This window comes from Streptomyces sp. cf386 (assembly GCF_900103585.1).
In the GTDB taxonomy this organism is placed as follows: domain Bacteria; phylum Actinomycetota; class Actinomycetes; order Streptomycetales; family Streptomycetaceae; genus Streptomyces.
This window is the reverse complement of the sequence record NZ_FNHV01000010.1, coordinates 173125-193721: the sequence shown is the minus strand read 5'-3', so window position 1 is coordinate 193721 and position 20597 is coordinate 173125. Positions and strand designations below refer to the sequence as shown.

The 20597-nt window shown below is 68.1% G+C and carries 19 protein-coding genes; 8 read left to right on the top strand and 11 right to left on the bottom strand.

All coding sequences use genetic code 11. The features are described from left to right. Positions 1 to 2: 2 nt before the first annotated feature. On the top strand, positions 3 to 677 hold the full coding sequence (locus tag BLU79_RS25950; RefSeq protein WP_093908303.1) for a hypothetical protein: 675 nt from the start codon (positions 3 to 5) through the stop codon (positions 675 to 677). 11 nt (positions 678 to 688) lie between these two features. On the opposite strand, the gene BLU79_RS25945 is transcribed toward BLU79_RS25950, so the two are convergent. The 5 genes from BLU79_RS25945 to BLU79_RS25925 all read right to left on the bottom strand — a co-directional run bounded on the left by BLU79_RS25945 (position 689) and on the right by BLU79_RS25925 (position 8567). Beyond that, positions 689 to 2101 carry a S28 family serine protease gene (locus tag BLU79_RS25945; protein WP_093908302.1) on the bottom strand — a complete coding sequence of 471 codons (1413 nt, stop codon included), beginning with the start codon at positions 2099 to 2101 and terminating at the stop codon, positions 689 to 691. A gap of 108 nt (positions 2102 to 2209) precedes the next feature. Further along, positions 2210 to 2599: a hypothetical protein gene (locus BLU79_RS25940; RefSeq protein ID WP_093908301.1), complete on the bottom strand. Its 390-nt coding sequence runs from the start codon at positions 2597 to 2599 to the stop codon at positions 2210 to 2212. Between the two features lie 102 nt (positions 2600 to 2701). Then, positions 2702 to 6445 carry an ABC transporter ATP-binding protein gene (locus BLU79_RS25935; protein ID WP_093908300.1) on the bottom strand — a complete coding sequence of 1248 codons (3744 nt, stop codon included), beginning with the start codon at positions 6443 to 6445 and terminating at the stop codon, positions 2702 to 2704. Between the two features lie 116 nt (positions 6446 to 6561). Then, positions 6562 to 7605 (bottom strand): esterase-like activity of phytase family protein, encoded by a 1044-nt coding sequence (locus BLU79_RS25930; protein WP_093908299.1) that lies wholly within the window; start codon positions 7603 to 7605, stop codon positions 6562 to 6564. Positions 7606 to 7670: 65 nt separating this feature from the next. Next, on the bottom strand, positions 7671 to 8567 hold the full coding sequence (locus tag BLU79_RS25925) for a serine hydrolase (protein WP_093908298.1): 897 nt from the start codon (positions 8565 to 8567) through the stop codon (positions 7671 to 7673). A gap of 60 nt (positions 8568 to 8627) precedes the next feature. Between BLU79_RS25925 and BLU79_RS25920 the strand changes: the two genes are divergently transcribed. From BLU79_RS25920 to BLU79_RS25900, 5 genes are all read left to right on the top strand, one after another. Further along, on the top strand, positions 8628 to 9119 hold the full coding sequence (locus BLU79_RS25920; RefSeq protein ID WP_093908297.1) for a nucleotidyltransferase domain-containing protein: 492 nt from the start codon (positions 8628 to 8630) through the stop codon (positions 9117 to 9119). A 127-nt stretch (positions 9120 to 9246) separates the two neighbouring features. Next, positions 9247 to 9672, top strand: a complete 426-nt coding sequence (locus BLU79_RS25915) for a hypothetical protein (protein WP_143052527.1) — start codon at positions 9247 to 9249, stop codon at positions 9670 to 9672. A gap of 46 nt (positions 9673 to 9718) precedes the next feature. Beyond that, positions 9719 to 10468: an ATP-binding cassette domain-containing protein gene (locus tag BLU79_RS25910; protein ID WP_093908295.1), complete on the top strand. Its 750-nt coding sequence runs from the start codon at positions 9719 to 9721 to the stop codon at positions 10466 to 10468. Beyond that, positions 10462 to 11778 (top strand): DUF7224 domain-containing protein, encoded by a 1317-nt coding sequence (locus BLU79_RS25905; RefSeq protein ID WP_093908294.1) that lies wholly within the window; start codon positions 10462 to 10464, stop codon positions 11776 to 11778. The genes BLU79_RS25910 and BLU79_RS25905 overlap by 7 nt, the downstream gene beginning before the upstream one ends. Next, positions 11775 to 12374: a hypothetical protein gene (locus tag BLU79_RS25900; protein WP_143052526.1), complete on the top strand. Its 600-nt coding sequence runs from the start codon at positions 11775 to 11777 to the stop codon at positions 12372 to 12374. Before BLU79_RS25905 ends, BLU79_RS25900 begins: the two co-directional genes overlap by 4 nt. A 43-nt stretch (positions 12375 to 12417) precedes the next feature. Here BLU79_RS25900 and BLU79_RS25895 read toward each other — a convergent pair whose 3' ends face one another. Continuing rightward, positions 12418 to 12723 (bottom strand): hypothetical protein, encoded by a 306-nt coding sequence (locus BLU79_RS25895; protein ID WP_093908292.1) that lies wholly within the window; start codon positions 12721 to 12723, stop codon positions 12418 to 12420. 345 nt (positions 12724 to 13068) lie between these two features. Here BLU79_RS25895 and BLU79_RS25890 point away from each other — a divergent pair, with 345 nt between their 5' ends. Together BLU79_RS25890 and BLU79_RS25885 are read left to right on the top strand one after the other, a co-directional pair. Continuing rightward, positions 13069 to 13863 carry a helix-turn-helix domain-containing protein gene (locus tag BLU79_RS25890; RefSeq protein ID WP_093908291.1) on the top strand — a complete coding sequence of 265 codons (795 nt, stop codon included), beginning with the start codon at positions 13069 to 13071 and terminating at the stop codon, positions 13861 to 13863. Further along, the gene (locus tag BLU79_RS25885) at positions 13856 to 14071 is read left to right on the top strand and encodes a DUF397 domain-containing protein (protein WP_093908290.1); all 216 of its coding nucleotides are present in this window, start codon (positions 13856 to 13858) and stop codon (positions 14069 to 14071) included. The genes BLU79_RS25890 and BLU79_RS25885 overlap by 8 nt, the downstream gene beginning before the upstream one ends. Before the next feature lie 66 nt (positions 14072 to 14137). Here the strand turns inward: BLU79_RS25885 and BLU79_RS25880 are convergent, their stop codons facing one another. The 5 genes from BLU79_RS25880 to BLU79_RS25860 form a co-directional block, all read right to left on the bottom strand. Further along, on the bottom strand, positions 14138 to 14533 hold the full coding sequence (locus BLU79_RS25880) for a GNAT family N-acetyltransferase (RefSeq protein WP_093908477.1): 396 nt from the start codon (positions 14531 to 14533) through the stop codon (positions 14138 to 14140). 104 nt (positions 14534 to 14637) lie between these two features. Beyond that, the gene (locus BLU79_RS25875; protein WP_093908289.1) at positions 14638 to 14910 is read right to left on the bottom strand and encodes a hypothetical protein; all 273 of its coding nucleotides are present in this window, start codon (positions 14908 to 14910) and stop codon (positions 14638 to 14640) included. A gap of 82 nt (positions 14911 to 14992) precedes the next feature. Further along, positions 14993 to 15727, bottom strand: a complete 735-nt coding sequence (locus BLU79_RS25870; protein WP_143052525.1) for a hypothetical protein — start codon at positions 15725 to 15727, stop codon at positions 14993 to 14995. Between the two features lie 97 nt (positions 15728 to 15824). Further along, positions 15825 to 19652 (bottom strand): DUF6531 domain-containing protein, encoded by a 3828-nt coding sequence (locus BLU79_RS25865; RefSeq protein WP_093908287.1) that lies wholly within the window; start codon positions 19650 to 19652, stop codon positions 15825 to 15827. Positions 19653 to 19738: 86 nt separating this feature from the next. Further along, positions 19739 to 20491, bottom strand: a complete 753-nt coding sequence (locus BLU79_RS25860; RefSeq protein ID WP_093908286.1) for a WXG100-like domain-containing protein — start codon at positions 20489 to 20491, stop codon at positions 19739 to 19741. Between the last annotated feature and the right edge of the window lie 106 nt (positions 20492 to 20597).

Here is a 20597-nt window from a genome sequence, read left to right as displayed (position 1 = left end):
CGATGCGCGAGAGAAGTGTGGCGGGGGTGGCCTGCGCGGTGCTGGCGCTGCTCGCCGCGTTGCTGACGGGGTGCCAGAGCCCGTCGGGGGCGGCGGAGGAGGACGGCCGACTCGGGGAGAGCGCAACCGCGACCCCGACCGGGACCGGAACCGGGAACGGGCGGCAGGTGACGCCGACCCGGCCCGCCGGATACGGCGCGGTGTTCCTCGGCGTCGACGAGTGCAGTTCCTTCGGCACGACGAGCTTCACCGAAGTCTCCTGCACCAGCGAGCGGGCGGCGGCCCGGGTCGTGGCCCGGCACGACGGCAGGGTGGCTGACGGACCGCTCTGCCCCGGAACCACCGACTTCGTCCTGCACATCAGCGAACAGAGCCGCACCTCCGACGAGGACGGCGACGGCGCGATCCCCCAGGGCTACGCCTGCATGCGCAACCTCGCCTCCCCCCACCCCGGCGACCCCGGCGGCGGAGGCGGCCCCCGCACGATCGTCGGCGACTGCGTCTACAGCTCCGGCGACGGCCAGGTCCGCGAGACTTCCTGCGACGGCAAGGCCGAACGCAAGCCGCAGTACAAGGTGACGAAGGCCGTCGACAAGCGAGCGAAGTGCCCGCTGTCGACGGCCCTGTACGTCCAACTGGGCGGCGAGAAGCCGGTGGGGTGTGCGCGGCCGGTGTGAGCCGCCCTGCCTCACGGGCGCAGTTGCTGCTCCACCTCGGCCCGGTCCAGCTTCGCGTCGAACTTGGCCAGCGGCTTCGCCCCGTCCGCTGCCGACGCCACGCCCGCCCACTCCAGGATGCGAGCCGTGGCCAGGGTCCGCTCCGTGTCCACCAGGCCCGCGACCCGCGCACCGTGGTTGGCCCCCGGCGCCGTGAGGACGTAGGAGTCCCTCGCGCCCGCGCCGACCCGGAACCGCTCCGCGCCCCACGGGTCGTTCTCGCCGTAGACGAAGAGCATGTGCCGGGCGTTGTGCCGCACCCAGGTGTCCACGTCACGCATGGCCCACGGCTGGAACCTGGTCGGGATGTCGCTCGGGATGAAGTTCTGCGGCGGCTGGTAGCCGTAGCGGATGTACTTCTTCTCGATGTGCGGGAAGCGGATCGTCGCCGCACCGAGCTGGGTGGCCGCCTGGTAGTAGTACGGCGTGTACGGCTCCAGGCCCTGGTCCGTGTAGGAGGCGAACCCCGTGATCGAGTCGACGGAGTTCCAGATCTCCTCGTCGGTGGCGTGCGGCGCGTCCGCCGGGATCGAGTCGCAGTCGGACACCAGGCTGTACTGCCAGAAGCCCCAGACGTAGTCCAGGACGACCGCCTCGTAGGCCTTGTCCAGGCTGCCGACCGTGCCGAAGGTGTAGCCGTGCTCCGCCGCGTAGTCCGCGTACCGCTTCTTCAGCGGCTCCCGGCGCACCAACGCCTCCCGCTGCACCGCGTTCAGCCGGTCCCGGCACTCCTTGGTGCCGACCTCGGCGAAGAAGCGGTCGTATGCCGCGTCCTCGTCGTTCACGACGTCGTTGGGGGCGACGTAGGCGACGACGCCGGCCATGTCACGGGGGTAGAAACGCTCGTAGTACGTGGCGGTCATGCCGCCCTTCGAGCCGCCCGTGGAGATCCACTTCTTGTCGTAGACCTGCTGCAGAGCCTGGTAGATGCGGTGCTGGTCGGTCGCCGCCTGCCAGATGTCCAGCTTGGTCCAGTCGGCCGGTTGGGGCCGGGACGGTGTGAAGAAGCGATACTCCATGGAGATCTGGTTGCCGTCGACGATCTGCGTCGGCTCACGGCGGCTCGGCGTCGTGGAGACGCTGTAGCCGCCGGTGTAGAAGACCGTCGGCCGGCTGACGTCCTTGTGCAGCACGGTGATCCGCTGCTGGAACGTGCCCTTGGACGGGTACCGGTGGTCGACCGGCTGGGTGAAGTTGAGGACGAAGAAGCGGTAACCGGGGTACGGCTTCTCCTCGATCAGGCTCATCCCCGGTACGGAGAGCAGTTGTTCCTTGATGTCGGTCGTGCCGGTGGCCTCCGGCTCGGCGGCGGTGGCCGCGCCTGCCGTGCTGACCGTGCCTATGAGCACGGTAAACGCGAGCAGCCATCTGAGCGCCTTGCGCATGCACCCTCCCCTGTGAGACAGATGTGCGTGCGGAAGGTATCGGAGTAACTCCCTTACACACCAGGGGAGATGGAGAAACAGCAGCTCAGGAACAGGAGAGAGAGCAGCTCAGCAGAGTATCCAGCCCTTGCTCACCGACCCCCGCCCCACCTTGCCCTTCACCCACACACAGCGGTGCCCGGCATGGACGGTGACCGGACCGGCCCGGTAGCTGTACACGCCCTCGTCCTTGACGGGGTTGGCTCGATACGCCTGCACGCTGACCATCATCTTCTGCCGGCGCCCGGGGTCCTTGGGGACGGTGACGGCGCAGATGTAGCCGCGCTTCTTGTAGACGTAGAGGGTGCCGGTGGTGAACGGGTACGTCCTGACCTTGCGTCCCTCGCACCGCGTGGGCGCGGCCTGCGCCTCGGCCGGGGCCGCGACCGCGAGCACTCCGGACGCGGTCAGCAACGCCAGGCCGACCGCCACTCGTCGGCGTATCGCACCACTGTCCACTGTGTTGTCCTCCCCGTACACCGGCAATGAGCGTACTGATGTACGGACGCACGGCGTATGCCGGGTGGTTGCACCACCTTCCCGGACGCGCCGTCGCGGGACCTACCGGGCCGCCCCCACCGGCTCCTCCGGCTCACTCTGCCCGAGGAAGGTCCGCCACAACTCCGCGTACCGCCCGCCCCGCGCCACCAACTCCTCGTGCGTGCCGTCCTCCGCGACCCGCCCGTGGGCCATCAGCACGACCCGGTCCGCGCGGGCGGCGGTGGTCAGGCGGTGGGCGACGACCAGTGTCGTACGGCGCCCCGCGACACGGTCCGTCGCCTGGTTGACCTGGGCCTCCGTGGCCAGGTCCAGGGCGGCCGTCGCCTCGTCGAGGAGCAGGATGTCGGGGTCGACCAGCTCGGCGCGGGCCAGCGCGATCAGCTGGCGTTGCCCGGCGGAGAGGTTGCGGCCGCGCTCGGCGACCTCGTGGAGGTAGCCGCCGTCGAGGGTGGCGATCATCTCGTGGGCGCCCACCGCACGGGCCGCCGCCTCGACCTCGGCGTCCGTCGCCTCCGGCCGGCCGTAGGCGATGGCGTCGCGGACGGTGCCCTGGAAGAGGTAGGCCTCCTGCGGGACGACGCCGAGCCGGTGGCGGTACGACGTGATGTCCAGGGAGCGCAGGTCCGTGCCGTCGACGGTGACCCGGCCGCCCGTCGGGTCGTAGAACCGCGCCACCAGCTTGACGAGCGTCGACTTGCCCGCACCGGTCTCGCCGACGAACGCGACCGTCTGCCCGGCGGGGATCCGGATGTCGATCCCGCCGAGTGCCTCCTCGGTTCCGTCGGTGGAGCCGTACCCGAAGTGCACGTCCTCGAAGGCGACCTCGCCCCGCAGCGACAGCACCTCCAGCGGCTCCTCGGCCGCCTTCGTCGAGGTCGGCTCCCGGAGCAGCTCCTGGATGCGGCCGAGGGAGACCGTGGCCTGCTGGTAGCCGTCGAAGACCTGGGAGAGCTGCTGGACCGGGGCGAAGAACAGGTCGATGTAGAGCAGATACGCCACCAGCGCACCGGCCGTCAGCGTCGCGTCGTCGATCCGTCCCCCGCCGACGATCAGCACCGCCACCACGGCCGCCGAGGACAGGAACTGCACGAAGGGGAAGTAGACGGAGATCAGCCACTGGCCCCGGATGCGGGCCTGCCGATAGCTGTCGCTGCGCTCGGCGAACCGCGCGCCGCTGTCCCGCTCGCGCCGGAAGGCCTGCACGATCCGCAGCCCGGACACCGACTCCTGGAGGTCGGCGTTCACCAACGACACCCGCTCACGGGCGAGTTCGTACGCCTTCACGCTCGCCCGGCGGAAGAAGTACGTGGCGACGATCAGCGGCGGCAGGGTCGCGAAGACGAGGAGCGCAAGCTCGAGGTCGAGCACCAGCAGGGCGACCATGATGCCGAAGAAGGTGACGACCGAGACGAACGCGGTGACCAGACCCGTCTGGAGGAAGGTCGACAGCGCGTCGACGTCCGTCGTCATCCGCGTCATGATCCGGCCGGTCAGCTCCCGCTCGTAGTAGTCGAGCCCGAGCCGCTGGAGCTGGGCGAAGATCTTCAGACGCAGGGAGTACAGGACGCGTTCGCCGGTGCGCCCGGTCATCCGCGTCTCCCCGATCTGCGCCACCCACTGGACCGTCACCGCGAGCAGGGCGAGAAGCGAAGCCGCCCAGACCGCGCCGAGGGCGGCCTGGGTGACACCCGAGTCGATGCCGTGCCGGATCAGGACGGGCAGCAGCAGCCCCATCCCCGCGTCCACGGCGACCAGGCCGAGGCTGATCAGCAGGGGACGCCCGAAGCCGCGGAGCAGCCGTTTCAGGCCGTACGACTCCTCCGGCCGGACCGCACGCGCCTCGTCGATGCCGGGCGTGTCGGCCGCCGGGGGCAGCGCCTCGACCTGGGCGAGGAGCTCCGGGGTGGCCGGTGACTCCGCGAGGGCGAGGTCCTTGCGCTCACGGTCGCCGGTCCACAGACGGGGCGTCACGCCACGCTCGGCGTCGAACTCGGCGTCCAGTTCGTCCCGTACGGAGGTGTCCTCCCGGGGGCAGGCCGGCTGGGTGTGGCCGGGCGAGACGCCGCCGAGTTCGTCGGGGTCGGTGAGGAGGCGGCGGTAGAGGGCGGAGCGCTGCTGGAGTTCCTCGTGGGTACCGATGTCGGCGAGGCGGCCTGCGTCGAGGACGGCGATGCGGTCGGCGAGGCCCAGAGTGGAGCGCCGGTGGGCGATCAACAGGGTGGTCCGGCCCTGCATGACGTGCTGGAGCGCTTCGTGGATCTCGTGCTCGACACGGGCGTCCACCGCCGAGGTCGCGTCGTCGAGCACGAGGAGCCGGGGGTCGGTGAGGATCGCCCGGGCGAGCGCGACGCGCTGGCGCTGGCCGCCGGAGAGGGTGAGGCCGTGCTCGCCGACCTTGGTGTCGTAGCCGTCGGGCAGCTCTTCGATGAAACGGTCCGCCTGGGCGGCGCGCGCGGCGGCCTCGATCTGCTCGTCGGTCGCGTCGGGGCGGCCGTAGGCGATGTTGCTGCGGACGGTGTCCGAGAAGAGGAACGAATCCTCGGGCACCAGCCCGATCGCGGCCCGCAGCGAGTCGGAGGTCAGCTCGCGGACGTCGTGGCCGCCGATGAGCACCGCGCCGCGGGTGACGTCGTAGAAGCGCGGGAGGAGGAGGGAGACGGTGGACTTGCCGGAGCCGGAGGAGCCGACGACGGCGAGGGTCTCGCCGGGGCGGATCTCGAAGCTGAGCCCGTCGAGGACGGGCCCGGTGGAGTCGTCGTAGCCGAAGGACACGTCGTCGAACTCGACGGTCGCGGGGGCGTCGGCGGGCAGCGTCTTGGTGCCGTCCTTGATCGACGACTCGGTGTCGATCAGCTCCAGGACGCGTTCGGTACCGGCCCGCGCCTGCTGCCCGACCGTCAACACCAGGGCGAGCATCCGGACCGGCCCGACCAGCTGGGCGAGATAGGTGGAGAACGCGACGAACGTCCCGAGGGTGATGTGCCCGCGCACCGCCAGCCAGCCGCCGAGCGCGAGCATGGCGACCTGACCGAGGGCGGGTACGGCCTGCAGCGCCGGGGTGTACCTGGAATTGAACCGGATGGTCCGCAGCCGCCCGGCGAAGAGCCGCCGGCTGACGTCCCGCAGCTTCCCGGTCTCCTGCTCCTCCTGCCCGAACCCCTTCACCACGCGTACGCCGCTGACGGCGCCGTCGACCACGCCCGCGACGGCCGCGGCCTGGGCCTGGGCGTACCAGGTGGAGGGGTGCAGCTTGGTGCGGCTGCGCTTGGCGATCCACCACAGGCCGGGGGCGACCGCGAGGGCCACCAGCGTCAGCGGCACCGACAGCCACGCCATGACGACCAGGGAGATCAGGAAGAGCGCGAAGTTCCCGATGGTCATCGGGAGCATGAAGAGCAGGCCCTGGATCAGCTGGAGATCGCTGGTGGCGCGTCCGACGACCTGCCCGGTGGACAGCTCGTCCTGCCGTCGCCCGTCGAGCCGGGTGATCGTCCCGAACATCTCGGTCCGCAGGTCGTGCTGGACGTCGAGGGCGAGCCGGCCGCCGTAGTAGCGACGTATGTAGGTGAGGACGTAGACGGCGAGGGCGGCGGCTATGAGGAGGCCCGCCCACAGGGCCATACCCCGGCTGTGATCGCCGATCACGTCGTCGATGATCACCTTGGTGATCAGCGGAACGATCGCCATGACGGCCATACCGGCGAGCGAGGAGCCCAGGGCGAGGATCACGTCCTTGCGGTAGCGCCAGGCATAGCCCCACAGTCGCCCTGCCCAGCCCCTCGTCTCCCCCTGCTGCGCTGCCACGCGGGTGCCCTCCGTTCGTCCTGATCTACCGGAAGGCACCAACGCGGATGGGGTCTGATTTCATCCCGCCGCAACAAACGGGGAGGGTGCGAGGGGTGGCGCGAGGAGCGGTGCGCTCAAATGCGTACTCGCAGGTAATAGAACCGGGTCGTCTGTACGGCGTTCTGGTTGTCGTCGCTCACCAGCAGCACCTTCAGGCGCCCCTTCGAGTACCCCGTGATCGCCATGCCCTCGATGTTGTCGAGGAGCGGGTTCGGCTGGGGTTGCTTGGCGGTGGCGCCGAGGGACGGGCAGGCGGCGATGTCCGCGAGGAAGGTCTTCTTGATCAGACGTACGCCGTCCTGACCGGTCAGGTTCTCGACACCGCCGGTGTCCGTGGCGCGGCGCGGGTCGGCCAGGTAGAGGCGGATCGTGTTGCCGACGCCCGCGGTGAAACCGCGCTCCAGGACGAGGAGGCGGCCGTCGGGGGTGGCCTGGACCTCGGGGACGCCGAGGCCGGTGTCGGTGCGGTAGGCGTACTGGCGGCCGAGTTCGAAGTCGACGCCCTTGGCCCGCTGCCAGGTCTGGAAGCGGACGATGCCCGCGCTGTCGCCGGAGAGGGCGTACTCCATCGACGCGAGCAGGGTGCGGCCGCCGGGGAGCAGGGTCAGCCCCTCGAAGGTGCCGTTGGAGACGGCACGACCGGCCGGGGCGACCTTCAGGGCGTCCGGCACGGGGAGGCGGTCGAGGATCCGGCCGTCGCGGGAGTAGCGGCGTACGGAGGGCTCGGTCTCGGAGGAGATCAGCCGGGTGCCGTCCCGGTCGATGACGAGGCCCTCGGAGTCGAGGGTGGCGCCGGTCTCGTCGGCGAGGGGGACGACGGCCTCGGGCGCGAGCGTCCTGCCGTCCAGGCCGAACAGCGAGGAACGGTCGGAGACGGCTGCGAGGGAGCCGTCCCGGTCGACGGCCAGCGCGGAGAAGTTGCCGACGAAGGTGCCGTCGTACGTCGTCTTGTCGAGCGCGTCGGAGAAGCGGTCGATGGAGACGGAGGACGAACAGGCGTGGGCGCCCGGCGAGTTGGCGGTGGAGGCGACGTGGGCGTTCGCCGGGCCGGCGGCGGTGAGGGAGGTGGCCGCCGCCAGGCCCGCGGTGGCGGTGGCGAGTACGGTTCTGAGGCGCATGGGCGTCACCGTAGGACGGGTGGGTGACGCAGGGTAGGCCGCCGCGTTAAAGGTCGGCTTGGTGATCAGCTCGCGGCGAGGCCCCTGTGGATGACCTTGGCGACGCCCTGAATGGTCGTAATGCCGTAGTTCATGGTGCTGTTGCCATGAGTGAGCACCGTGACCATGTAGTCGTGGCCGCCCCCCTTGAACGCGCCGATGCTGTGCACGCGCCAGCCGTTGGTCGAGCGCTGCAGCCAGCCGTTCTTCACGGCCACGGAGACACCGGACGGCACTCCGTAGGGCGTGCCCCAGCGCTGCGAGGAGACGACCTGCCCCATCAGCTTCAGGATGTAGGCGCGGGAGTTGTCGCTGAGCACCGCGTTCTTGGCCGTGATGAGCTTGAGCAGCTTCTGCTCGTCGGTGACGGTGATCTGGGTCAGGCCCCAGTAACCGTTCGCGCCGGGCTTGGTCTGCGTCATGCCGGCGGCGGCGAGGAAGCCCTTGATCTTCGTCAGCCCGAGCTGCTTCCAGAGCTTGCTGGTCGCGTCGTTGTCCGACTTGGTGATCATGGCCTTGGCGAGGGAGACCTCGCGGTCGGTGAGGTACCGGTTCGTCTTCTTCGCGTCCCACAGCAGCGTGGCCAGCACGGTCACCTTGACGACGCTGGCGGAGTCGTAGGCCGTGGAGGGGCGCAGCGTGCAGGTGGTGTTGGTGGACCGGTCGTACAGACCGACCGCGATCGTGCCCTTGCGGTTGGCGAGGGCGGCGGTGATGTCCTTCTTCAGCTTGTCGGCGAGACCGGCCTTGGCGGACGTGCAGCTGACGGTGGGGGTGGTCGCCGCGATGGCGGGGGTGGCGGCGGCGAGGGACGGTATGAAGACGCCCGCACCCACGCCGACGGCGACGAGCGCTCTGGCACGTCTGGAAACGCCTCTCGCCTTCTCGTCCTTCGACTTCTCATGCGATGTCCCGTGAGTCATGCCCTGTTGACTCACGAGGCCGAAAGAAAGGTTGTACGCGTGTCAAAACCGGTACACCCGATGACCGCCGACGATGTACTGACCGTCCTGGCCCTGCTGCACGAGGCGGAGTCCGACGTCTGGATCGGCGGCGGCTGGGGCATCGACGCCCTCATCGGCGAGCAGACCCGCACCCACCGCGACCTGGACCTGATGCACCGCCGGGAGCAGGAGGATGCGGTGCTGGCGGCCCTGAACGCAGCGGGTTTCGTCGAGACCCTGAACTGGCGCCCCGTGCGCTTCGTGCTCACGGCCCCGGACGGACGGGAGATCGACCTCCACCCCCTGGTCTTCGCCGAGGACGGCTCCGCGCAGCAGGCGTCACTCGACCCGTCACGCCCCTTCATCTATCCCTCCACCTGCTTCGTGACGGGCACCATCGGCGGTACGACGGTCCCGTGCCTGTCCGCGGAGCAGCAGGTCCACTTCCACCAGGGGTACGAGCCGACCGACCGCGATCGGCACGATATGGCTCAGCTGCGGCGGGTGTTCGGGATCGCCACGCACTTCTGATACTTGACTGTTCAAAAACACCATGATCATTTCCCCGCCCGTTCACCCGGCGCAAGATCATGCGCCATAGCGTCAGCTCCGACCAACCTGGCGTGAGCACGCCAGATGCGAACGGAGGGGACGCACCATGCGCAGACAAAGGATGATCGCGGCCATCACCGGATGTGCCTCGGCCGCCGTACTCGCAAGCGCGATACCGGCCCACGCCGAGGGGAGCTGGAGCTCCAGCATGAGCGGGGTCCGCACCGGCTTCAACTCCCGCACCTGGGTGGACAAGAACAACGACAGTGTGAGCACCTCCATCTCGCTCAGCGGCTGCAGCAACGGAGGACTGGGCCCCTCGGTCACCAACACGCAGTTGCAGCTGACCCGCGAGACCTCGATCGTCGAGCCCGACGAGAACCGCGGCCGCTACACGTTCCACTGCACCAGCTCCGACTCCCACGCCTTCGGAGACCAGCCGAGCGGCGACTACCACTTCACCGTGACGAAGATCCAGGACAGCTCGTCGGGCTACTACCTGAAGGTCGACTCGGTCTCGGTCCGCTACTGAGCACCGCACTGAAGCGTCGTCACTTCTCTCAAGAAGGCCGTGGGCTGTGTCTGTTGAGTTCGCCACCTGCACCTACCAGTACCGGCGGGGCCCGGTCGTCCTTGACAGACTCAGCTTCGCCTTCCCCTCGGGCCGCACGGTGCTGCTCGGGCCCAACGGCGCGGGCAAGACCACACTCCTGGCTCTCGCCGCCTCCGCCCTGAAGCCGCGCTCCGGCACCGTCTCCTTCGCCGGCCTCGACCCCGCCGTACGTTCCCAACTGCGTGACTATCGGCGCCAGGTCGGGTGGATGCCCCAGAACATCACCGCCGTTCCCGGGATGACGTGCCAGGAACAGGTCGCCTATGCCGGGTGGCTCAAGGGCATGTCACGACGTGACGCATGGGACGGTGCCGTGGCGGCACTCGGGCGCGTCGGGCTCGCCAAGAAGGCGGATCAGCAGGCGTCATCGCTGTCCGGCGGACAGCTGCGCCGGGTCGGTGTGGCCCAGACGCTGGTGCACTCTTCCCGGCTCGTGCTGATGGACGAACCGACGGCGGGTCTCGACCCCGCGCAGCGGACCACGTTCCGGAAGGTCGTCGAGCAACTCGCCGAGACCTCCGACGTCGTCGTCTCCACCCACCAGACCGAGGACCTCTCCGAGGTCTACGAACACGTCGTCGTCCTGTCGGACGGGGTGGTCCGATTCAGCGGCACGGTCGAGGAGTTCTACGCCCATGCCCCCGGTGACACGGCAGCCGGCCGGGTAGCGGACGGCGCCTACACCGCGATTCTCGGAGGCGACGAAGCATGGTGATGTTCCGTCTCCACCCGCGCGCCAACGCGGCCGTGCCCGCCGCTCCGGCGCTGCTCCTGATCGTCGCCCTCTACGTCTCCTCGGACTACGTCGCCGGGGACCTGGATGGCTACTGGACGGCCGCCACCGCCAAGGCGGCCTCCGCTCTGATCTTCATCGCCCCGGTGACCGCGGCGTGTGCCGCCTGGGAGGCCGGAAGGCTCCGCCGCGCCGGAATCGGCGACGGGACCCCGACCCGTAACGGCTGGCAGATCGCCGCCGCGTCCCTCGCGCCGGTCGCGCTGCTGGGTTTCCTCGCCCTGGCGGTGGCACTCGCCGTGGCTCGCCTGCACATGGAGTCGGCTCCGGGTTGGCCCGACGCCCGGATCATCGCCTCGGCCTGCGTCATCCTGTGCGCCCACATCGTCGCCGGCTACGCCATCGGCATGTGGCTGCCCGCCGTGGCCGCCGTCCCGGTGGTACTGGTCGGCGACTACCTGTGGAACGTGTACCCGCCCGCGCTGGAGCCCCTGTGGCTGCGCCATCTCACCCGGCCGGCCTTCGGCTGCTGCATGAACACCTCCGAGGCCTATCCGGGAGCCATCGCGGCCCCCGCGCTCATGTCCGCCGGTCTGGCCGCGCTCGCCGTCGCCGCCGCGTCCCTCTCCCGCCGCACGCCCCGCTTGGGGAGCCTGCCCCGGTCCGTACCGCACTGGGGTGCCGCGCTGGCGGTGGTAGCCACGCTGGTCACCACTTCCACCGGCGTCGGACTTGTGGACGAACTCGGCCCGGACGCCGTTCAGGCACGTCCGGAGTCCGAACTGGTCTGCGACGACGTCCAGGGCACACGGGTGTGCGTCTGGCCCGAGCACGCGTCCCGGCTGCCCGAGACGGCCCGCACCGTGAGCACAGCGGTCGAACGCCTCCGACTCGTCGGCGTGAGCCCGCCCGATGTCGTCACCGAAAGCGGCCTGCGTCCCGGGCGGAAGGAGTGGACGGTGACGGTCAGGCAGGATCCCGGCTTCACCAGCCAGGACATGGTGACCAGCCTCGCCTCCGATCTCGCCGTGACCCTCGTCGCCGGCTCCCACAACGAGAGCCGCACGCATTGCCCGGCGGACCCGGCCACGGCCGCGCAGCAGGCGTACGGCTCCCAGGACGAACTCGGCATCTGGCTGTCCGTGCGGGCAGGCCGGAGCCCGCAGGAAGCCCGCAACAGCTCGGACCCGCGGACCTGGGCCCCCGTCGGACGCGTCCTCGACACCAGCCTGAGCAGCCAGAAGGACTGGTTCCGCACGACCCTCACCCAGGCACGGTGCATGCCGCGATGACCTGGTGGATCCACACACGTCGGCCCACCCTGCTCACGATGGTCACCGTCGGATTCTGGGCCGCGACCCTCACCCTGGGAAACAGCCACCTGCCGCTGCCCCAGTTGGGCGGAGCCACATCGGCAGATGTCCCGTTCATCCTCTTCGCCCCACTGGCACCGGCCATCGCCCTGAACACCTGCTACGGCACGCCCACCCCCATCGAAAGGACAGCGCTACGACGGGTCGCCGCCCTCGATTCCCTGCTGGCCGTCGCGGTGGTGGCGGCGACGGCCGCTGTGGCGGTCCCGGTGATGGCCGGATGGATCAGCGGTGCGAGCGAGTTCGCTGTCGAATCGACCGTCCGCAACCTGGCCCTCTACACCGGGCTGGCCCTCATCGGCAGAGCGACTCTCGGCAACCACGCCTCCACGGTGATTCCGACGCTGATCGCGTTGATCGTCTCGGTCTTCGGCTACGGACCGGAGCAGACGGCCCACTGGTGGGCGTGGCCCGCCGCGCAGCCGTCCGACGCCCTCTCCTGGGCGGGATCCGCCGCACTCCTGCTGATCGGCCTGTACGGCACGGCTCGGGGGGACTTTCCCGGTCGCCGATGACGGTGTGACGGCACGCCACTTGGCACAGGCGATGTCCCCATCCTCACGGTCGGCAATCCGGCGCTCGCCCCGCGGGGACGTGCAGACGCGCGCCCCGGCTCTCCGCGATGCGACGCACATCGGTGAGCGCCTCGCTCATCCTGGCGAGCAGGAAGCGGAGCTGTGCGTATGTCAGCCGACGGTCGTCGTCGAGCATGTCGGCCACGTGATCGAGGAGGTCGGCCGCCATGCCGAGCTGCACGCTCTCGACGGTGTCGGCTACGTGGGAGACATGGCCGGTGCCGTCGCTGAAGAGGTAACAGGGCTTACCCCCGGCCCCCGTCCAGGGCAGCAGGCGTGCGTCGGTCACGCCGTTCGTGTCGCCGGTCACCTGGCGCCCCCGACGACCACTGAGGGCATGCCGCACGATCCGATGCCGATGCCGGGTACTGCGAGCGGACTTGGCGTCTGCGGGGGCCGGGGTCGGGAGCCGGTGTGGTGAACGGTCGGCCCGTTGAGGCAGCGGCACGCATACCGCTTGGGGCGGGTGCGGGTGCGTAGGCGGCGAAGCAGTGGTTCGAAGAACCGGCGGGCGATGGGGTGCCGCATGACGTCGACTCCGTTCTGTAGCGATCAACTCACAGACTGAGACGGATCGGGCTAGCCTCGCCAGAGGGTTGGGTGTGACAAAGCATTCGTCACAAGGGAGTTGGCGATGAGCAACACGTACGGCGACTGGCTCCGGCAGCAGCGCGAGGCGGCGGGGCTGACGCAGGAGGAGCTGGCCGACCGGGCGTTCATGACGCGTTCGCACATCGCGCATATCGAGGCGGGGCGGCGGATGCCGTCGAAGTCGGACGCTCGACAACTGGACAAAGCGCTGGGTACGGGAGATGTGCTGAGCAGTTTCCTGCCGCAGGACGACGTAGAGGTTGCCGAGTACTTCGAGGCTGTGCTCGTACTCGAACAACAGGCGGTGATGATCCGTGAGTTCGCCTCGGCGTTCTTCCCGGGCATCCTCCAGACGAAGAGGTACGCCCGTGCGGTCCTGGGTGCGGCGTTCCCTCCGGTGAGCGAAGAGGAATGTGACAAGCGCCTTGTCACACGCCTTGAGCGCGCGAAGATCCTCGAAGATCCGGTCACGCCAGTGGTGTGGGTGCTGCTCGATGAGGCGGTACTGCGGCGCCCTGTGGGCGGCGAGGACATCATGGCGGAGCAGATCACGCACATCGTGGGTCTCGCCGAGAAGGGACGCATCCGCGTCCATGTGATGCCGTTCGGGGTGGGCCTTCACCCGCTCATGTCGGGCATGCTCACGCTCATGTGGTTCGAGGACCAGCCCCCTCTGGCATACGGTGAGGGCTACCGCGCGGGGAAGTTGCACGATTCCCCGTCTGTGGTCCGCGTGTTGCAGAGCCGCTACGAACTCGCGATGTGTGACGCGCTGCCACAGAAGGAGTCACTGGCCCTGCTCAGGGCCACTGCGAAGGAGTACGGGCATCATGACTGACCGAACCATCCCGGACGCAGCCATACTGAGCGGCTGGCGGAAGTCTTCCCACAGCGACAGCGACGCCGGCAGCTGCCTCGAAGTCCTCGACAACCACCCCTCCGGCGTCCCCGTCCGCGACTCCAAGGCCCCGCACGGTCCTGCGCTGCTGTTCTCTGCCGCCAACTGGTCGGCTTTCGTCGCGGCCGTCAAGGAATCACGGCCCTGAGCACCAACTGCGGTACCAGTCCTCACCGTCACTTCCGAGAAAGCTACGCAGTTTGCTCGATGAGGGTCAGAGCGCGATGAGGCCGGCCGTCGTCGGTTTGAATCCGCAGCCGTCGAAGTAGAACGCCCGCAGGTCGTCCTCGAAGTCGACGTGCAGCCACTCGCAGTTCGCCGCCCGGGCACCCCGAACAGCGGCGTCGACCAGTCCGACCCCGATCCCGGAACGGCGAAGGTCTGCCCTCACCACGGTGTCCAGGATGAAGGCGTGGACCCCACCATCCCACGCGATGTTGACGAACCCGACAAGTTCGCTGTCACTCCGGGCGCAGACCCAGCCGAGGCTGTGGCGGTGGACCCGCTCCAGCCAGTCGACGTCCAGGACGCGATGACCGAAGCCCTTAGCGTGCAGCGCGTTCACAGCTGCGTTCTCGAACTCGCCCCGCCACTCGTACGTGATCGTCATGCCGTGAACGTAGGCCGCCCGGCCCAACCGCCAGGGGTCTCGGATCGCCCGGATCAGAACGCCGCCCCGCCACCGCGACGGCTGCCGTGGCGGAGTTGATCTGGTCAGAAGCCCATCGGTGCCCGGTGCGGCTTGGCTTCCGGGTCGGTGGACCAGACGAAGCGCAATTCGAGGTTGTCCTCGCCGATGAGGTCGCACAGCAGGTCTGCGGCCCAACCGTTCCAATACACGGCCCAGAAGCTTTCGGAGACACGGAAGGCAGGCAGGTGGGGACGTAGGGCATCGGGGCGGAAGACGGCTCGTTCGATCTCGCGACGGGGCATGCGCGGTTCGGACGACTGCTCGGGGTCGAGGCCGTCCACCACGTGCTCGGCCACGTACAGCTCGTAGGCCCCCTCGAGCTTGCCCGGGAGGTCGACGGGACAGCGCCAACCTTTGCGTCGCCCGCTGCTACTTCCCTCAGGACAGAAGGTGGGGTGCAATCGCACGCGCCTGTGACTGCCGATTCTTCGCCTCTGCGTTCTGAAACTCGAGGAAGTAACCAAAACTGCTGGTGTCAACAGGAATTCCTAGCCGTTCGCCGAGTTCCTGCGCCTGGCTCTCCGTTAGGCGCTGCGGAGGCTCATCAGCACTAGGCCGAGTGTCACCGAGAAGCCCGTGGAACAGACTCCGACTAAATTCGTCAGGGATCTCGTGGAGACGCCGGAGATTCTTGGTGTGGCGATGGAACGCGAGGAGAACCCACCCGTCGTCGAGTGGTTCCTCCAGGCGCTCCGGCGCGTACCGCTTCTCGAGCTCTTGCTTCCTGCGCGTGGCGGCGCGGAATGCCTCGACATCAGGAGGGGGCGGAGGCGGCGTTTTGATCCGCTCCCGGTCGACTACCAGCCAAACGTCATACTCCTCCGTGGTCACACCGCACATGACGCTGCCGTCAAGTGCCATCGTGACGAACTCCGCATGCCCTGGCGGTGCGTTACGTCCCACCAGGTGCTCCGCCATATGCAATGCACCGTGAATGCGCACTGGCACCCACGGCCCTTCCATCGTGGTGGTGATCAGGAAACGGCCTTCCGCGTCCACAACCTGATGCTCACGAGCGAGCTGGAACCATGCCGAGTCAACACGTGCACTCAGTGTCGGCCCCGCAAGGGGGACCTTCGCGGCCGGTTCCGTTCCACCGATGGTGATACCCACTGCACGCCGAGGCGTAGGCAGGGAATCGGACGGGAGCCCGTCAAGGACTTCCAGGCCACAACGGCCAAGGAGTTCTGTCGATGCTGGCTCGCTCATGCTAGGGACACACCTCTCCGCCCTTGTAGAACAGGTGGTGGTCGCCACCCGGCTTATTGACTTTTCCGTACCGCTCGAAGTTCTCATCAGACGGGTACTTACTGGCCCACCCGAAGTTCACCCCTGTCCGATCCGCTCCATGTTTTGGCTCCCCTGTGTGAAAGTGGGAGCCAGCTGGATCATGAGTGTGCTCGACAACAACCCGCGATCCCTGCGGTGTCTCGAACTGACGCATATTTCCCCAGTGGGTGGGTTCGGGGTCGTAGAGGTACATTTCCTGCCCCTTCCGCTTGACATCATTCCCGATTTCCCACTCAAAGTCGGGATCTCTACCATAGTCGACCCCTGCCATGTCGAACGCTGCTCGCTCCGCACTCGCGCGGTCCGGGAACGGGTTTCCCTTTTCCCCCAGCGGCAGCTCGGCCAGACCGAGAGGGTCGATTCCATGGAGGGGATTCGCAACATACGCGACAGGGTTCGGGGCAGGAGTGAGACCCAAGGGGTCCGGGGACAGGTAGCGAGCGCTGACAGGGTCGTAGTGACGAAAGTAGTTGTGATGCAGGCCCGTTTCAGGGTCGAAGTACTGACCGGGGAATCGGAGCGGGGTGTACGCCGTCGCGTCGCGGTTCCAGGCAGTGCCACCCCACAAGGTGGACCGAGAACGCCAAGCGATGTTCCCGTACTCGTCGACGAGTTCAGTCGGAGTGCCCACGATGTCGGTGACGACAGCGAAAAAGCGAGCATCGATCTCGTCCTGCGGCATATCAATGTGGTGAATGCGTTCGCGCTGGGCTAGCGGGGCAAGCCCGTCATGGTCCCACGTGAGGCTCACCGCGTGGTCGTCACCGCTGATACGGGTTGTCTGCTCACACAGTGTGGTGCCGTCCCAGGTGAAGTCCACCTGTTCGACAACCGTGCTGCCGTCGGCCGCCAACCGCTGTTTGACGCTGCGTCGACCAAGCGGGTCATAGAGGTAGCGCCAGCGAGTCCCATCAGGCGTGGTGACGGACGTGAGACGGTCCTCGTCGTCCCACTCATAGCGCCATGTGTCGGGCTTGGACGACAGGCGGACCTTCTGTCGCAGGCTGACGCGCCCGGCAGTGTCGTACTCGTAGCGAACGCCGCCGGCAGAGTTGATACGGGTGCCGGTGTAGGTGCGAGGCCCCACCGCTTCCTGGTCAGGCATCGACGAAGGCCAGGAGGCTTGTGTCTGGTTGCCTGCCTGATCGTAGGCGTAGGTCTCCACCCAGTTTGCCGAGTGCACGCTGGTGACCCGACCTGAATGGTCAAGGTCGTACCGGCGGGCGCCATTGAGGTGGTCGTCGATGGCGACTACGTGACCGTCTGTGCGGTAGGTGTAGGCACGATGCTGCACGCGCCGGGAGTCCGGGCCGGTCAGCTCCTGACTCAGCAGGAGGCCTTGAGCGTTGTAGTCATGGGTCAGGGTGAGACTCTCACCAATGCGTCGGGTCAGCTCCTGACCTGCCGCATCGCGTTCGAACTTGATGGTGCGGCCAGAGCCGCTCAGTTCAGTACGGCGTCCCGCGGCGTCGTACTGCCAGATGCTGGTCGCACCAGTCGGCGTGATACGGCGGATGCGTCGCCCCAGCACGTCGTAGGCGTATCGCTGGGTGCGGCCGTTGACCGTCTCCTCGACGAGACGCCCCGCGGCGTCCCGCTCCAATGTCAAGACTGCGTGGGGGGTTCTCGCCTCGGCCAAGCCTCCCGTCACGTCGTAGGCATAGGTTGTGACGATGCCGGCAGCCTCTCGTGCCAAGGTCCGGCCCAGCAGGTCGCGCTCGAAACGGATGACGGCGCCAGAAGGCGTAGTGCGGGTGACGAGTTGCCCCGCAGCGTCGTGCGTGTAGCTGACGACCCGATCGTCGAAGTCCGTCTCCTCGATCAAGCGTCCTGCAGGGTCGTACCGATAACGCCAAGTCAGGCCCTGCGGGTTGATGACCTTTCGAAGCCTCAGCTCCGCGTCGTGTTGGAACTCGTAGCGCTCGCCGTCCGGGGAAACGCTCGCGGACTGCAGGTTGAAATGTGTGTACTCGAACCGGGAGACGGCGCCCATGGCGTCCGTGTGCGTCAGACAATTGCCGTCGCCGTCGTATGTCCAGGACTCAGCGGTGCCGTCCGGACCCGTGCGACGAGCAAGCTTGCCCTCCATGGTCCACTCGAGTCGCGTCGTCGTGCCAAGCGGGTCGGTGACGGCTGTCTGACGGCCAAAAGCGTCCCGTTCGCAGCGGGTGACCGCACCCTGCGGATCGCTGGTCTCCATGGGCAACCCCGCCTCGTCGCAGCGCACGCGCGTCGTTGCACCAAGGGCGTCGACGACCGAGGTCAGGCGCCCTCGATCGTCGTAGGTAAAGCGGGTTGCCCCACCAACCGCGTTGGTGACACACAGCCGATTGCCGATGTCGTCGAACTCCTGGACCATGTGGGAGCCGTCATCGCGCTGGACCGACACCAGGAGCCCGAGTTCGTTGTAGCGCATAGCCGTCCGTGAGCCGTCGGGGCGCTGCACGGCAATCAGATTGCCCTGGTCGTCCCAGGCGTACTCCGTGGTACGGCCCAACGGGTCCGTGCGGGTCAGCGCTTGGCCGCGGGCGTTGAGATCCTGCCGAGTAGTGTGACCGAGCGGGTCGGTCTCCGCGATGATCTGCCCGCGGTCGTTGAGCTGGTAGAGCGTGACGTGACCCAGCGCATCCGTCCAGCGGGTCGTGTGATTCGCGGAGTCGTAGGCGAACGTGCCCGAGAGATACCCTTCAGGACCGATTGTCTGTACAACACGTCCGGAACGATCGTGTACGTACTGATAGCTGGAGCCGTTGCGGTTGGTCCAAGAGGTGATCCGCCCTTCGGCGTCGTAGCTGAACCGCAACGGCTGCCCGGAGGAGTTGAGGACCTCAGCCAGATCGCCGTTGCCGGAGTCGTAGCTGTACGCCATCACCCGCACGGTGTCTCCGGGCCCTTCGCCCGTTTGCAGTGAGAGGTCCGTGATGCGTCCGCGGTCTCGGTCAGCGGTGAGTCGGACGTCATAACCGCCACTGTGGGTGACTGAAGTCGGGATACCGCTCGCATCGCGGTGGAAGTCGATCTGGTTGCCGTTCCGATCCTCTATCGCGATCAGCCACAGCTGCCAACCCTCCCCACGCGGGCGGGCGAAGTACCGGGTCCAGCCGGTGCGCGGGTCGGTGGTGGTGAACTCCATATCCTGAGCGCCGAACTCGCTCGTGCGGCGCAGGGGTATTCGCGGCCCTTCCAGCGGCAGCACTTCCGGCTGCTGCGGGGTGGGCAGCTGATCGTAGACCAGCAGGGTGCCGTCGTCCCGCGCCCAGACTGCCTTGTTGCGGATGTCGACCTCGATGCGCTCATCCAAGGTCGAGGCCCAGGAGCGGCCGAACCACGTGCCGAAGGTGTAATCCGACAGATGCGTCCGCTTGAGCACGAGAGGCAGCACGCCAGGCAGCGTGAGGTCGGTCTGTTCCAGCAGCATCTGGCCGCTGGCGACGTCGATCGGGTCTTCCTTGCAATACCGATTCTTAGGCTCGACGCTGTGGTAACGGGGATCGTTGAGGGCCTTGTTCAGCGGATCCGTCTTGCCGCCGGCCGGGCCGCCGTTGCCGCCGGGGCCCTTCAGCGGGGAGCCGGGGCCGCCCTTGCCGTCCTGGCCGCCCGTGATCCTGTTCAGGGCGTCCTCGGTGGCCGATTCGTTGCGCCTATGGTTGTCCGAGGTGCTGCGCAGGGTCTTCGGGATGGTCTCGCCGGTGTGCTTGACGATCTTCTCGACGGCCTTCTTCATGCCCTTGGTCGCGCCGTCGACCACGCTGTCGATGCCCTGAGTGAAGGGGTCCCGGCCACGGGTGCGGTCGTTGGCGCCGTGCGCGCGGTCCAGCGAGCCCGTCAGGCGGGTCAGCGAGGACTGCTGATGCGGCCCAGATCGCCCGCGGCCTTGTCGTACTCGGCGTGGTCGATGCGCATCTTGCCACCGCCACCACCGCCATCGGGGCCGTCGGCCGAGTTCAGCCGCATCCCCGGGACACCCTTGCCGTGCCCGTCCCCGCCCCCGCCGCCCGCACCGTCGGCCGGGGAAATGGCCCCGGACGCCAGGTCCAGCACCGCGTCCGTGACCATCGTCTCCAGCTTGGCGGCGACCGGCTCGGTCACCATCGCGATCACCCGGTCGACGATCTCTTCGGCGGCCTCCTTGATGAGGCGACGCACCACCTCCCGCATCGCCGTGATCTGCGCCGCACCGATCAGCGCCGACAGACCACCGGTGACGAAAGCCAGGCCGATGGAAACGCCGGCCGACGCGGCCATCGCCCCGAGTTCGATCTCGGCCTTGACCTTCATCCCGTAGATCACGTCCGCGACCACGTCCATGGCGTCCGCGAACAGACGGGCCGCTTCCGGCAGTTGCTCCAGGTGCGAGGACTTCACCATGCCCCAGTGCTCCTGCAGGGCATCCACCGCCCAGCCCTCACTGGAGGACAGCAGACGGCTCACCGACGCATGCGCCTCGCCCGCGTGATCGTCGAAGGCGTTCGCAAGCTCGCGCATCGCGTCCGCCATCTCGCGGTAGTCGTCCTCGTCGACGTTCGGCCAGTTGATCCCGATGAAGTCCAGGATCTCGTCCAGCCAACCGGGCAGAACGTAACCCATCCCCCGTCAACCTCCCCGTAGACCGTGCTCGCGATACCAACACCATTGATCATCACGTGTGCGAATCCGACCGTAACTGATCGCACTGACACGGGCCCAGGAGCTC

What these genes read in the sequence shown, in the direction of transcription:
- BLU79_RS25920 (WP_093908297.1), top strand. Translation starts at nt 8,628, where the DNA reads ATGACCGCCGACGATGTACTGACCGTCCTGGCCCTGCTGCACGAGGCG.
- BLU79_RS25880 (WP_093908477.1), bottom strand. Translation starts at nt 14,533, where the DNA reads ATGACGATCACGTACGAGTGGCGGGGCGAGTTCGAGAACGCAGCTGTG.
- BLU79_RS25915 (WP_143052527.1), top strand. Translation starts at nt 9,247, where the DNA reads ATGCGCAGACAAAGGATGATCGCGGCCATCACCGGATGTGCCTCGGCC.
- BLU79_RS25945 (WP_093908302.1), bottom strand. Translation starts at nt 2,101, where the DNA reads ATGCGCAAGGCGCTCAGATGGCTGCTCGCGTTTACCGTGCTCATAGGC.
- BLU79_RS25905 (WP_093908294.1), top strand. Translation starts at nt 10,462, where the DNA reads ATGGTGATGTTCCGTCTCCACCCGCGCGCCAACGCGGCCGTGCCCGCC.
- BLU79_RS25890 (WP_093908291.1), top strand. Translation starts at nt 13,069, where the DNA reads ATGAGCAACACGTACGGCGACTGGCTCCGGCAGCAGCGCGAGGCGGCG.
- BLU79_RS25885 (WP_093908290.1), top strand. Translation starts at nt 13,856, where the DNA reads ATGACTGACCGAACCATCCCGGACGCAGCCATACTGAGCGGCTGGCGG.
- BLU79_RS25925 (WP_093908298.1), bottom strand. Translation starts at nt 8,567, where the DNA reads ATGACTCACGGGACATCGCATGAGAAGTCGAAGGACGAGAAGGCGAGA.
- BLU79_RS25860 (WP_093908286.1), bottom strand. Translation starts at nt 20,491, where the DNA reads ATGGGTTACGTTCTGCCCGGTTGGCTGGACGAGATCCTGGACTTCATC.
- BLU79_RS25900 (WP_143052526.1), top strand. Translation starts at nt 11,775, where the DNA reads ATGACCTGGTGGATCCACACACGTCGGCCCACCCTGCTCACGATGGTC.
- BLU79_RS25930 (WP_093908299.1), bottom strand. Translation starts at nt 7,605, where the DNA reads ATGCGCCTCAGAACCGTACTCGCCACCGCCACCGCGGGCCTGGCGGCG.
- BLU79_RS25950 (WP_093908303.1), top strand. Translation starts at nt 3, where the DNA reads ATGCGCGAGAGAAGTGTGGCGGGGGTGGCCTGCGCGGTGCTGGCGCTG.